We start from the raw sequence: 13,686 nt of genomic DNA, 5'->3' as shown, positions 1-13,686 counted from the left end.
CATTGATGGCGGCGGTTGCCTGCGACCGCCGCCGTCAGCACAAGCAGCGAGGTCGGCAGACGAACGGTCATCGTGGCACCCCTTGCCGCCTTCCGGTGCGCGGCCCCCAGTGGGCAGCATCAGATAGCCGCTTGCAACTGGTGACCCGAATCCGACGCCGAGGAGGTGCCGATGTCCACCAAGCACCCTTGCCCGGTCGAGGACGGCGACGCCTCCCCCGGCACGGCACCCGCGCTCGGGCGGGCACGGCCATCGGTGCCGCACGATCGATCACCGACGGCTCCGCCGCTTGGGCTGCTGGCGCCCCGCGGCGCGACTGCCCAAGCCTTCACATCGATCTACTGCGTGGTCACCACCATTGATGACCGTGGCAGGCTCGCCGACCGGTCCCCGGTCAAGGCGCTTGGCTGGGCGGCCGGACAGCCCGTCACATCCCAGCCGGCGCAGGACCACGTCATGCTCGCCGCGGACGCCGCAGGCGACCCCGCCGTGAATCGGCAGGGCTTCTTGAGGCTGCCCATACCAGTACGGCGCATGCTGCAGCTCACGGCCGGCGATCGGCTCCTCGTCGTTACCGACGCGACCGAAGACCTCATGATCGTCTACACGATGTCAGCTGTTCAACGCCTGTCCGCCCCGGCGCTTGCGTCCGACCGCGAACGAGGATCGTCGTGACAGCGGCTTCCAGCGGGGCGGCAGCAGCTGACGTTCAAGCATTGCGATTGCTGCTCGATCGGATGGGCGTGTCGCCGCAGGACCTCCTCGTCGATGCTCCGGTCCGGACCGTCCCGACGTTCGCGGAGTACCTCGATCGCGTCGCCGCAGCAGTGAGCCCCGCAACACGCAGGGCCTATGACACCTGCTGGCGGCGACTCAGCAGTGCATGGGGCGACCGCAGGCTCGACGATCCCACCGCCTCGGACATCAAAGAGCTGGTGGAACGCACCCGCCTGACTGCTGTCGTCCGGGGAAATTCACGCGGCGGCCGGTCCGCCGCCGAAAACATGATCACCGCGCTCCGATGCGTCTACAAGCACGCTGTCGCAGACGGACTGTTGTCCGAATCCGCGAATCCGGCCGCGCGAGTCGCGAAGCCCCGACGCCTTGCCAGTACGCGAAGAGCGCTGTCCGACAGTCAACTGCAGGAAGTCGTCGCGGTCGCCTCCACCACGGGAAACGACCCCCACCTCGACGCGCTGCTCGTCCGCCTGCACATCGAAACGGCCTGTCGCCGCGGCGGCGCCCTCGCCCTCCGTCTGCAGGATCTGGACCCGCAACAATGCGTGATCCGACTCCGCGAAAAGGGCGAAACCGTCCGGTGGCAGCCGGTCTCCCCCACGCTCATGCACGACCTGGCCGACCACGCCGCGCAGCGCGGTGCCATGGACGCCAACGACAAGGTCCTGCGCTACCGCAACAGCAAACCCATCACCCGCCGCCGGTACGACTACCTCTGGACCAGGATCGGCAAGCACCTGCCCTGGGTCCAGATCCAGCAGATCAGCACGCATTGGATTCGGCACACCACGCTCACCTGGGTCGAACGACGCTTCAGTTACGCCGTCGCCAAGACGTTCGCCGGCCACACCGGCCGGAGCGACGCTGGCACGACCGCCACGTACGTCCGCGCCGACATCTACGAAGTCGCCCTGGCCGTCACGGCGCTCACCGGGGAACCCCACCCGCTCGCACCGTCGACACCAGCGACCCTTTGACCTGCCCGGTAGCATCGTTTGGCACTGGCCCGGATGAAGGGAATCGAACCCTTCACCCACCACCAATCAGGCGAATTCTGTTAAGTCGAACACAAATCTCGCCACGAGCGACCGAAGCATTCGTTCATTCAATGAACAGGCGATCGACTGGAGGGCGGCAGATGGAAGGGCTCGTTTTCTACACATACTGCGAGGCCGCAAAAAAGCTGGGCGTCTCCGAGTCCGCGATACGCAAGTGGGTCGCCAACGGCATCATGCGCCACCACAAACTGGGCGGTCGGCTGGTTCGGTTCACCGACGAAGACCTGCTCTCGGCGTTCCGGGTAGTCGAGCCAATGCAGAGCACAGCCACTCCCCCTCGACGGCAACGTACGCGACGTCGACCTAGTTGAGCTGCACCTTCTACTGTCCTCACGCGTAGCGCAGGCCGCGCGGGAACGGCTCAAACCACAGGTCAGGCGCGACCGCGCCCGACCTGTACGCAGCAGTTGCCCACGCGCCGGGATCAACAGACGTTGCGCTGCGCGGATCATCGAGCAGCAGCAGGTCGCTGTCGCGGAGAAGAAGGACATCGTCAAGGTCCCAGAGGTAGTCGTCAAGATGCATCGGCAGCGCATGGCTCGGATGACCGGGGTCGTTGACGGCGTCCAGAGCGTCATCCTCGGCGTCTTCCATGGCGAGCCGAAGGAACAGGTCCTCGGCAACGCATCGAGCCTTGACCAGTCGACCGTTGGCGACATCGTCGGCAAGCTTTCGTGCGGCGTCCGCGGCTCGCCGACGCCACGAACTATTCTGCTGCCAGGAGATACGGGGCAGTCTGTGGAGCACTCTCCACTCGTCCGTGTCTCGCCGTCTGATCGGAGCGCTATCACGATCGTCCACGTCAAGGTCAGCACCATCAGCGAGGAGACAGAGCGCGGTGTACAGGGACGATGCGGTCCGCGGTGTCAGTTGCGGCTCGCCAGCTCGCTCGACGATGGGAAACAGTGCAGCGAAGTCCGGCCGACAGTCCGATGCGGGCTGACCGGAGCTTGATGTCGTGACCATGCTCCAACGGTGCTCGGTCCCATCGACTCTCGCCATGTGCCAGGGGGTGCCACATGGCGAAGCGCTGGAGGCCCATCACTGTCATGGCGGGTCGTCAGTACGGTCGAGCGAGCTATAGCGAACCCACTCGCGCGGCGGCAACAGCTGGTGACCTACGCGTGTGTTCCGTTCGACCTAACGAGGTCGGGTGTCCAGGTCACGAAGCGGAGGCATATCCGGAGGTCAGCTCAGGGGTATCCGCGACGTTGTCATCCACCACCATCGCAACGACAAGCTGAGCACCCGGAGTAGGGACAGGCTCGACCTCATCCCGCGTCCAGTCCAATAAGGTCGACGCCTGCTGGCACCTGCGCATCCGTATAGCTTTGTGCCCAGCCCTTCCCTTCGGATGATCTTGATCCGGTCGGTCGCAGGAGATGGCCGTCGCTGGAGCGCTACCGCCGGCAGCCTTTTTGTCGTACCCCTCCGGCACACTGGCGTGGTGACGAGCCGACTTGAGCGTGTGTACGACGATGCGGTTGCGATAGGCAAGCGCAACCAGCGGGTCGTCGATCTTTCGCGCAATCATTGCCTGCACGTCGAGTTTCATCAGATCGGCGGTTACAGCGAGGTTGAAGCGCAGACCGGCCTGCCGATCAGCATGCGGCGAGTGCACTGTGCATATGGTTCAGCGTCGGCCACGACCACGGGCGGTATGAACCTGGAGTTTCTCGCCGTTGGGTTCTACCGATCAAACTGCGTCGGCTGTGCCCATCGCAGCCCGACAGGCCGCCTGCCGACGCTGGCTGGCTTCGTGGAGGAGCTAGACGCAGCCGACGCCCGGCGGGAACTGGAGTCGCAGCAACAGGCGGCCGCGGACCATACCCAATGGGCCACGCGGGTCGAGCGGCGGCGCGCGTTGGCGGTGGGTGCCAATCCGGCCATGGCGGCCGCCTTGGAAGACGTCGGCCTCGTCGACCTCGACCCGCTGGCCGATGGCGGCTGGGAAGCGGCGACGGCGGCCTGTGAACGACTGAAAGCACTAGCAGCTCGCGCACCTGAGCTGTTCGCCGATGACGTCGTCGAGCACGTGGCCTCGTTGATCCAGGACCAGCGGCTCGTGAGCCTGCTGGAGCCGCTACGTCTTCTCGCCAGCGCGCTACCGCAACATCGGCCGTTGGCGGTCTCTCTTGCATTTCATACCCTCGATGGCAGGTTGAACCGGGATGCTGGCCGTTGTGTCGCCAGCTTCCCGGAACAGGTGAGTGAGGACCTCTTCACCCCCTCGGTAGTCGCGAATCTGATTCGGCTCGTCGGGTCGCCGCAAGTCCTGGGTGTCGGGGCGTACCGCCCTGCCATCGTTAGCACAGATGCATCGCCGTTGCGCCTTGCCGCTGATGTGGTCCCGGATCGCGTTTCGCAGGTTCTGTCCGAGCTGTTGCGCTTGCCGCGGCCGAAGTCCCCCCTAATCCTTCCAGCAGGCTCCAGTCGAGCCGCCGCGATCACTGCGGCCAGCGACAGCGATCGGTGCGCCGCTGCCGGCGCTGTTCGGCGACTGGCGGCTACACACGCCGAGCTCGCAAGTGGCTTGGCTTTTCCGCTCGTCTCTAATCTCAGCGTTGATGAAGATCCACACGGCTCCCATCCGATCGCCGACGTGCAGTACACGCTGGCCGTGATGCTCGTGCGTGGGGTCGGCGATGTCGCTACCGCCGTCCTCGGCGCTGCCGGGGAAGCCGACGAACAGGTTCGGCGACGTCTGTTCGGCGTGTTCAGCCGTGTACGCTCGCTGCTCGATCGACAAGAGCGGTGGCGTGAACCAGGGGATCCCGTCCTCGCCGAGGCGGACCGTAGGTCCTGCTTCAGGGGCGTTGTCGACCATTCCTTTGCACGCCTCGGTGGCGACTGGGGCGACAAGGTCGCGCTAGATGCAGCCGACCTGTTGAAGAGTCTGGCTTCCGACGAGGCGGCATGGATGATCGACGATCTACCTGCTGTCGCCGGAGCGGTCGTACTGACCATCGACGCCATCAATGCAGGGCCGCCTCCCACACCCCTACACGTGGTGGATCCGAGGCCTGCCGAACTGGTCGAGCTGGAACGAGCCGCTCGGCAACGTCGGCTGGGTGGTGTCGTGCAACGGCTGCTCGACGTGCTGGAGCGCCTAGCGACACAAGATCTCCACGGCGTCCTTGCCGCTATGGTTGAGATCCTTGCCATCGACGAGTCCAGAACGACCGAGCCGACAATCGCTCGCACTCTCGTTCCGCTGCTCGGCCGGCTCGGCCGACTACATGGCCACGAACCGGGCGCGTTGAACAAGATACTTCCACGTCTGTACACGTACCTTCTGGGTACGGATGTGCTGACCCGGGCGCGCGCGTTGAGTGCATGGGCTGAAGTCGGGCGTCGCCATCCCGTGCCGTCCAGCCTCGGCGACCTTCTGCCGGCCCTGCTGCAGGACCGCTACGCCATCGTCGCCCGATCGTTGCTGACGGCGGCCGTAGGTCTTGATTGGACGGACGCCGATCGAACGCGGCTGCTGGCGCACGCGTTTGGCGTGGCGGACGGGGCGCCCGACACTGACACCCTACAAGCGGCAGTCCAGGCGATCCTGGCCCTTTCGCAAGGTCAGGAATATCAAGCACGCGCCGAGTACGTGGTGCTGGAAAAGTGTCAGTACTTGGACTCGTACGAGTTGGAGATCGTACTTCAGCATCGGTGGCACCCAGAAGTGCAGCGCAGCGCACAGATGGCCGCCTTGCGGCTGGCACAGGCGCGCGATCCCGACGTAGGCGATCGGGTAAACGATCGCGAGGACAGTGAGCTGACTGCGCTGCTCGAGTGCGGTGCGGGCTTGTTGGCCGTGCCGACTGCCGAATTGCGTGCAGCTGCGGTGGAGCTCGGCCCAGACATGAGCTTCGTGGCGGCACAGTACGCCGAAGTCGCCTGGCGTGCCGCGCGTGCACATGACGCGGCGGACATCATGACCGCCATTGTGCGAGCGATCCCGGACCGGCCGGCGTTCGAGTACCACCGGCTGGTCGCGACGGCAATCGGCGCTATGGCAGCTCTCGACAGCGTCGCTGGCACCACTGCACAAGCTGGACCTGAGTGGCAGGCTGCGATCGACGCCTGCGCGGCGCTGGCCGCGGATGACAGCGGCGACTGGTTGCCCTATCTTCGCGAACTCGGGCAGCAGATCAGTCCGCGCTTGCGCGCACGGGCGCTCCTTGCGAATCAGCCCATGCCGGCGCTGCCGAGCTTCGACGACTCGACATCGGGTGAACGGAGCTCGCAGCCAGCCTCTGCCGAACCTGCGTCAGCGAACGACGAGGTAGACGATCTGCTGCAGCGGGCGGACGCTCTTTCGGGGGTCGCGCAGCACCTGGCGCAGCACGTGGCGCGTCAGACTCCAACTGCCGCCTACATGCGAGCCTATGCAGCCCTTTGCACCGTTGCTGCCCATCTCCTGCGCTATGACGCGGCCGAACTCAACGCTGAAGCCGCCCAGGCGCGCGCACAACATACCGCCGCGACGCGGCGCGCCCAAGCGGCCGCAGCGCAAGTCTCCAGAGCGTTGGACGGACATGATCCGCTTGGTACCCGTGTTCGCTCGGCCCTCGACGAAGCGGCGTCCATCACCACCGGTGACCAGGTAGGTCCGATGCTGGTGCGGTGGGCCGCGCTGCCCATGCCGCTGCTGTTCGTGCACGGGCCACACGTCCCGGCGGGTCGCTCGCAACCATCGCCGAAGCCGACAGATCCGGCAAAAGTCGCGGTAGTGATCACCCACATCGACGACATGCTGGTCACCGGGCCTCTGGTGCTACGACCCACGACGGTCTACACCCTTCGTCTCGAAGTCCGGACTGATGGGTGGCCCGACTGGGCTGACCGGCTTGACGCTGAGTTCGTCAGCCATCTCAGCGATGCCGAGATAGAAATGCCGTCCTTCACGTGGTCCCGACCGCCTCAGGATGCTCATGTCCCCGGCACGCTAGCGGGTGAGGGCACGTTGGTCCTCCGCTTCCGTCTGGCGGCCGGACGTCCAGCACCGCCGTTCCGGGTCGCGCTGTCCTATCGGGGTGATCGCGACGGGGAACGCCGCCATCAGCGGTGCGAGATCGCCGGCCATGTGCAGCTCCGCATGCGCCCGTTCGACGCGTCCCGAGACGCCAAGACCAAGTATCCCGTGGTCGACGAGCGACTCCTCAAGCTGTACGAACACCTGCACGGCGCTGGCTACGACGAGGATCAGATCCAAGGCTTCTGCCGGCTGCTCACCGCCATCTCTGCGGCCGGCCATGCCATGACGTTCGAGACGCGCTACAGGCGTGGCACCAAGGTCACCGAGCGACAGTTCCACGACGACCTTCACCAACGCCTCATGAAGAATCATGAGCTCGGGGGACGGGTCGAGCGAGGCACCCGCCTCGCCCTCGGCTTCGTCGACGTTCGCCACGACGGCATCACCGCCGAGCTGAAGGTCTCGAAGACCGCCGTAACCCCGGCCAACATCACCAAATACATCGGCCAGCCAACCCAGTACGCGTCCGCAGACGGTGCCCGGCTGTCTATCCTCTGCGTCCTTGACATGAGCCTCAAGGCCAGCCCCATCGCAACCGCGGAGAACTATCTGTGGACGTTGACGCCGGACCTGCATGGCCTCACAAATCCAGAGGCTCCGTCAATCGTTGCGGCGCTAGTCATCAACGGTAACCTTCCCACACCCAGCAGCTGGTCGCGCCGGCGCATCCGGGCAACACACATTGGTGGATCACCTTGATCCATTCGCTCGGGTCAGCTCTCGGCGATGCCCGCGCCAAGCGCCAGTAACCAGTCAACGTCGGGCCCGCAGCGGGGCGCGGTACCGGACGTACGGTAGGACTGCTTCGTCCCACCGTTGCCGCGCCGGTCTGAAGGACGCCTGTCGAGGTTCGGTCCGTTGGCACGTCAGTCCGTTCCGAACGGGCACGGCGGTGCAGTATGGGCTCCTGTTCGCGCGAGTGATGCGAGGTGATCGGTCTTGACGCGGTCGTCGAAGGGCGGGTCGAGCAACGCTGGGGGCGTCGGGCACGAGGGACGATGTCTGGCTTGGGCCGCTGCACATCTGCTCGTGGAGCAGCGCCTGCCGTCCTGGGCGTCGGGCCATCGCGTGTCAGGCGTGGGAGGTCAGACTGGGCGGCCGGTTGACGATGTCGGCATCGTGACCGACGACGGCGGCTGGGTGATGATTCAGGCGAAGCAGGGTCTGCGTCTAGAGTTGTCGTCGACCGGCGCTCTCGCAGAGGCGTTGCGGCAGCTGGTCGACGTGCTCGCGGCCGGCGTTCCTGATTGTCCGCCACATCAGGACGTACTGCGTCCGATCGACGTTTCCAGAGACCGAATTCTGGTGCTGGCCGACGATCGTGCACCCAAGACGGTACGGCAGGCTCTGGCCGACGTGACGCACCGGCTCGCCGGCTGGCCTGAAGAGGTACCGCTGGATGAGGCGGCTACCAACACTCATGAACGAGACGCCCTGGCCGCTCTCCGCTCACACCTGAAGCGACTGTGGCGTGAACGCAACAGCACCGAACTTGACGACGCAACGCTTCGTCGGCTGGTTCGCCCGCTCCGAGTCCGTGCCATGCACCTGCGGGACGGCGGTGCGGATCACCAGGCCGCCCGCCTGATGCTCGTCGATCTTGTCCTGGATCAGGATGAAGCCGGCAAACTGTGGGCCGCACTAGCAACCATGTGCCAACGTATGGCCGAAGATCAGGTGTGGGTTGACCGTGACACGCTCGTCGCCGCGCTTGAGAGCGAAGGCTTCCACTTTCAAGCGCCGACGCGACTCCGGCGCGACATCCAACAACTTCGCCAGTTGGCCGCTCAGAACGTCCAGTCGCTGGCCGCAGACGTCAGCATCACCACACCGGACGGGCCGGTCACACTCTCCAGATCCGTCGGGCCGCTACTTGCGGTCGCAACCGGAAATGTGGCAATCACCGGTGCTCCCGGCAGCGGCAAGAGTGCCCTGATGTCCGCGTACGCGTCGGAGATCGGCCGCCAAGCGGATCTCGTCGTGTTGCGGGCCGACGAGTTGCGGGGTTCCGCAGGGCAGACCCGACAGGAGCTGAATCTGCGACATGACCTCATCGAGGTGCTGCGCGGCTGGCCGGGGCCAAGACGCGGAGTGCTGCTGCTCGATGGACTTGATCAGACTCGGGGCGCCGACGCCTCTGGATGGCTCTCACACCTCGCGAGCCAGTTGCGGGGCACACGATGGCGGATCGTGGCGAGCATCAGAAGCTTCGACCTGCGGCAAGGGCGTCGCTGGAAGGAGATGTTCGGCGGCGAGCCCGTCGACGCCCAGCACTCAGACCTGGACCTTCACGACATCCGGCACCTCCTTGTCGAAGACCTCGACGACGAAGAACTCGGCCCCTTGCTCGAGGCGAGTCCCCACATGGCTCGCGTCATTCAGGCAGCTGACCCGCGGGTGCGGCAGATCATGGCGAATCCCTTCAATATCGACATTGCCGGGAAACTGCTGGCCGCGGGCCTGCTCACCGGCCTCGACCTGGTTACCAGCCGCATCGACCTCTTGGATCAATATTGGCTGTACCGGGTGACCGGTGACAGCGGGAACAGCTACGACCGCACCTGCGCTCTGCGGGCGACCATCGAACATATGGTCACTGACCGCCGCCAGCAGGTGGGTGATCCTGCCACGCTGCGCATCGACGGAGCGGCTCGTACCGCTCTGCGCGAACTGATCCGCGACGGCGTCGTGCGGGAGCTGCCGCGCAAGCCTGGCTATCCGAACCCGCCGATCGCGCTCGCCCACCCCGTCCTGTTCGACTATGCGGTTGCTGTCCTCGCCTTGGGGGACGTCACAGTTGCCGACAGTTTGGCGGACAGGCTCGATGATGACCCGAACCTTTCGATGATCGTCCGGCCAAGCCTTGACTATCGGCTGGGGATTTCGTGGCGCACTGACCCGAGCCGAACCTCATTCTGGCAGCTCGCCCTACGACTCGCCGCTGGCGATGCGGGCCATGAACTGGCCGCTGCCGCCGCGGCCTCGATCGCCGCTCAACACCTTGCGTCGGCAGATGACCTGCGGCACCTCACCAGAGCCTGTACCGGGGCCGACTCCGCCGGCGGCCGCTGGACCGCATCCGGCGCACAACGACTCATGTTCCTGGTCGCGGCTGCGGTCGGGGTCCACAGCACGACCAGATCCATAGCCTTTGAAGCAGTCAGCGCAGCGGCATACGATCTCGCCATTCTCGCCCAAGCCCGTGACGACATCGATCTCGCGCTACTCGCCGCCCAGCTGTTGGGCCGAGTGCACGGCACCAACGAACCGGACCCGAACACACCAGCTGCACATCACTGGACGCGCGCCGCGGCCGCCTGTATGACGATCGCGCTTCGCGGCCCGCATGATGCATCTCGCAGGCAGCTTGCTGATGTCAGCAGCCGCATCTTCGCCATCGCTGTGGTCCTCGACGCTGCGACGACCGCATCGGCCGCCGTTGCCGTCATCGCACGCTCCACCATGCAGGCCTGGGGAACGACTGTTGTTCTACGCCTCGTCGACCGTCTTCCAGATATTGCACGCCAAGCGCCGGACCTCGCCGTGGAAATCGGTGCAAGCATATGGGAGCTCGACGAGACCAGCACAGAGAAGACAAGCATCAACGACAGTAGGATCATGTCGCTCACCAGCACCCGAGCTCAAGATCTTGACACCGCTCGCTACAGCGTCGGCACCAAGTTTCAGGCGGTCGCCGCCGTCGATCCCGAGGCCGCCGCCAGGTTGCTCATCCGCGTCGTCGAAGCCCCACGGATGTTCCGGTGGGACCACAGCAGACCGTCGGCGGCCCGGCCTCACATTCGATTCGGTGAAACGCTGCGGTATTCAGGAGGACACGACGCAGCGCAGACCATGACTGCGGCATTGGTCGACACGCTCGGCCGCCTTGCAGCGTCCGAAGATCTTGAAAGTGCCGAGCAGGACAAGACCTCTTTGCCGCCACAACCGACGGCTCTAGGCCCCGTTGCCGCGCTTCTGATCGGCGGGTTGACCCACTGCGAGGTCTGGCAGTCGCTCCTTCACCGTGCAGTGACTGCCGAATCGCCGACGTTGGCTCTCGCACTCGCGCCCGCGCTGGCCTCTGAGGCCCTGTTTTCCAGCTCCGAGACCTGGGTCTATGCAGGGCACCTCACCAAACGGGTTTCGGCCTTCATCGACCCGACAGACCACCTAGCCGTCGAGGCAGCGATCCTTGCCGCGACCGAACCAGAACCAGACGACAGCGACGACGCAGACGACCCGGGGTGGAGAAACCGTGCGAACGCCCGGCAGCAAAGGCGGAGGGACATCCTCGTTGCCGCGCTCGACCGGACGAAGGTCAGCGACCCGGTCGTCGAGCGGCACCTCACCGAGATGACAGCCAGCGGCAGGCCACTATCAGTTCTTCCGGAAATGCCGGAGCCCGACAGGGCACCGGACGCAGCCTGGGAACCAGAACCAGATGACTCGCCGACACCAGGTGGTCCGCTCACCACAGCGCTTTACGAGGTCGCTGAGCACCTGCGCCAACTCAACCACGACGACCCAGCCGTCAGAGAGCAAGCCGGCCACAGACTCCCGGCCAGCTGGGTACGGCTCCACACCGAAATCGCCGTCTCTGACGGCGGTAGCGATCTAGGGGAAGCACATCGGACGTTGCTTGAGGCGGCGCTCCAACTCGCCCGATCACGCCAGGTCGACGTTGGTTCGGTCTTCGGCACGCAGGTGCTGGATGCACTCATGGCGGCATGCCCTCCAGCAGCGAAAACACGCCGCGGCGATGCGGCCGACAGCGACTGGAACGGGGCCTATGCCGTTACCCCATCCACGACTGCATTACAGGGACTTACTGCCCTCCTGCGACAACCTGCCTGGCGAACCGCGCACGGGCACAAGCTTCGCCGCCTTGTGCAACCACTCCTGGACTCCGACAGCCTCGTCTACCGACTGTTGAGCCTCGATGCCATCGCGGCAATCTTCGAAGAACCCGACGATCTCCGAAGCCAGCTGAGACACCGCCTGATCACCGAAACCGACAAGCACATCCTCACACAACTCATCGTGACGACCGCCAACCGCTACCTGAGATCCGAACCCGCCGCGATGGATCAGATCCTCCAGAACATGGCCGACTCCCCCCAGTGGGCCGTGCTCGCCGGAGACACTAGCGGCGACGACGCCCTTGGCGGCAACGACCATACACACCAAGCGGTAGGCGCCCTAACCATCCTCGCCACTACTGAATCCACCGCCTTCGCAAGCCGCACCATCCAAACCTGGCTGTCATTGCCGGCCAACCACCCCAATCGGGCATCTCGCGTATGTTCCTGGCTGCGCGACTACTTGAACCCCGCCGACTCAACCCTCGATCAGACGCAGGAACGGGCGTTCGCGCTGCTGGCTCTGCCACTCGAACAAGCACACGCCATTTGGCAGCAGGTCACGCAGGCCACCACAGCCGACGAACGACTCAAGCAGGCCGCGAGCAACGTCGCCGTCGTCGCCCACCACGCCACACAACAGTTGTATTTCGCCAGCGGAGCATTCGACGACCAGAAACCGGCTACGTCTCGCCCTGCACGCGGCAAACCAACCAGGTTCGCCGAACGCGCAGTCCCTCTACTCGAAGCCTACGGCCACATCCACCACCCAGCCGTTACCCATCACATCATCCAGACTCTGGATCACATCAGCGCCGAACAGCCCAAAGCTGTCCTCATCGCCGCCGTCCGGTCCGCCGCCGACGACCGCGCCTACGCCCAAGAACCACTCGCTGTGGACGCCGTCCTTCAACTCATCACCCGATACCTGGCCGACCATCGAGACCTCGTCCTCGGAGACCCCGAATGCACAACCGCCGTACGCAAACTCCTCGAAACCTTCATACGCGCCGGCTGGAACCAGGCCATACACATGGCCGAACGCATGGAAGACATGTTCCACTGACGCAGTCAGCCACCTCCCGCTTCGACTGCGCCCCGAGCAGCATCAGCGACGCCCGGCGCGCCGGCTCAGCAGAATTGACCGGGCCGTGCGCCTCCGGCAGCCACAGCTGCACGCCGTGCTGCTCAAATAGCGGCAGCAACGACAACACCTGATCGCCGTCGAACGCCCGCTCGTACTCCCCCACCACAACCGCGTCGAAGCCGCGGTCAGAGTCGGCGATGGCCGCCAGCAACAACGCAGCGTTCGGGCGATCCCGCCAAGGCAGCCGCCGCCGACAGCCGGTTCGAGGAACTGACCGGGAAAACGCGGGCAGCTCGACCAGCGCCGCCGGGCTCCGGCCCGCCAGCCCGAACCGACCCTCCGCGAACAGCGGCGGTCCGAAGCCGACCGTAACGGTAAGCGCGGCATCCGGGACGTGTTCTCCCGGCGGATCGTGGGCTGGAAGACCTCGAACCGCTGTGACACCGATCTGATCCTGGCCGCGCTCGAGGACGGCATCTGGTCGCGTGACGTCCGCGACGGCCAGCTGATTCACCACAGCGACAGGGACCAATACACGTCGAAAGCGTTCGCCGCCGCCTGCACCGCCGCCGGCGTCCGGCAGTCGATGAGCGCCATCGGCAGCAGCACGGACAACGCAGCCGCGGAATCGTTCAACGCCAGCCTCAAATGCGAGACGCTGCAAGGCCGCCGCGCCTTCACCGACGAACACGACGCCCGACTCACCACGTTCCGATGGCTGCACCGCTACAACACCGTCCGCCGCCACTCCCGGCTCGGCCACCAATCACCGATCGCCTACGAAACGGCCACCCGACCGACCTCAGCTACGCTGCCCCAAGCCGCATTATGCGTGTCCAAGATCAGGGGCGAAGCCCCGCCCTCTGAGTCCACCAGGCCCTGCGAACCTCGTAGGTCGTAGGTCGTTCG

Annotated in this window: 8 protein-coding genes; 6 read left to right on the top strand and 2 right to left on the bottom strand. The window is 65.4% G+C overall.

Translation table 11 applies throughout. The annotated features are described in order from the left end of the window. Positions 1 to 171: 171 nt before the first annotated feature. The 3 genes from AB0J72_RS47920 to AB0J72_RS47910 all read left to right on the top strand — a co-directional run bounded on the left by AB0J72_RS47920 (position 172) and on the right by AB0J72_RS47910 (position 2,107). Positions 172 to 675: a hypothetical protein gene (locus tag AB0J72_RS47920; RefSeq protein WP_363412507.1), complete on the top strand. Its 504-nt coding sequence runs from the start codon at positions 172 to 174 to the stop codon at positions 673 to 675. A gap of 41 nt (positions 676 to 716) precedes the next feature. Beyond that, the gene (locus tag AB0J72_RS47915; protein ID WP_363412505.1) at positions 717 to 1,715 is read left to right on the top strand and encodes a site-specific integrase; all 999 of its coding nucleotides are present in this window, start codon (positions 717 to 719) and stop codon (positions 1,713 to 1,715) included. 131 nt (positions 1,716 to 1,846) lie between these two features. Continuing rightward, entirely contained in the window at positions 1,847 to 2,107 is a 261-nt protein-coding gene (locus tag AB0J72_RS47910; RefSeq protein ID WP_363412503.1) for a helix-turn-helix domain-containing protein, read from the top strand. A gap of 19 nt (positions 2,108 to 2,126) precedes the next feature. Here the strand turns inward: AB0J72_RS47910 and AB0J72_RS47905 are convergent, their stop codons facing one another. Beyond that, complete coding sequence (locus AB0J72_RS47905) at positions 2,127 to 2,543, bottom strand: hypothetical protein (protein ID WP_363412501.1); 417 nt, start codon at positions 2,541 to 2,543, stop codon at positions 2,127 to 2,129. 700 nt (positions 2,544 to 3,243) lie between these two features. On the opposite strand from AB0J72_RS47905, the gene AB0J72_RS47900 reads away from it, so the two are divergent. Beyond that, entirely contained in the window at positions 3,244 to 7,530 is a 4,287-nt protein-coding gene (locus AB0J72_RS47900; RefSeq protein ID WP_363412499.1) for a hypothetical protein, read from the top strand. A gap of 420 nt (positions 7,531 to 7,950) precedes the next feature. Next, complete coding sequence (locus AB0J72_RS47895) at positions 7,951 to 12,756, top strand: hypothetical protein (protein WP_363412497.1); 4,806 nt, start codon at positions 7,951 to 7,953, stop codon at positions 12,754 to 12,756. On the opposite strand, the gene AB0J72_RS47890 is transcribed toward AB0J72_RS47895, so the two are convergent. Next, complete coding sequence (locus AB0J72_RS47890) at positions 12,692 to 13,291, bottom strand: Dyp-type peroxidase domain-containing protein (protein WP_363412495.1); 600 nt, start codon at positions 13,289 to 13,291, stop codon at positions 12,692 to 12,694. The genes AB0J72_RS47895 and AB0J72_RS47890 overlap by 65 nt on opposite strands. On the opposite strand from AB0J72_RS47890, the gene AB0J72_RS47885 reads away from it, so the two are divergent. After that, positions 13,172 to 13,678, top strand: a complete 507-nt coding sequence (locus AB0J72_RS47885; RefSeq protein WP_363412493.1) for an integrase core domain-containing protein — start codon at positions 13,172 to 13,174, stop codon at positions 13,676 to 13,678. The genes AB0J72_RS47890 and AB0J72_RS47885 overlap by 120 nt on opposite strands. Positions 13,679 to 13,686 lie beyond the last annotated feature (8 nt).

This window comes from Dactylosporangium sp. NPDC049742 (assembly GCF_040674675.1).
GTDB lineage: Bacteria > Actinomycetota > Actinomycetes > Mycobacteriales > Micromonosporaceae > Dactylosporangium > Dactylosporangium maewongense.
The sequence above is the reverse complement of the archived record's forward strand: the minus strand, read 5'-3'. Positions and strand labels throughout refer to the sequence as shown.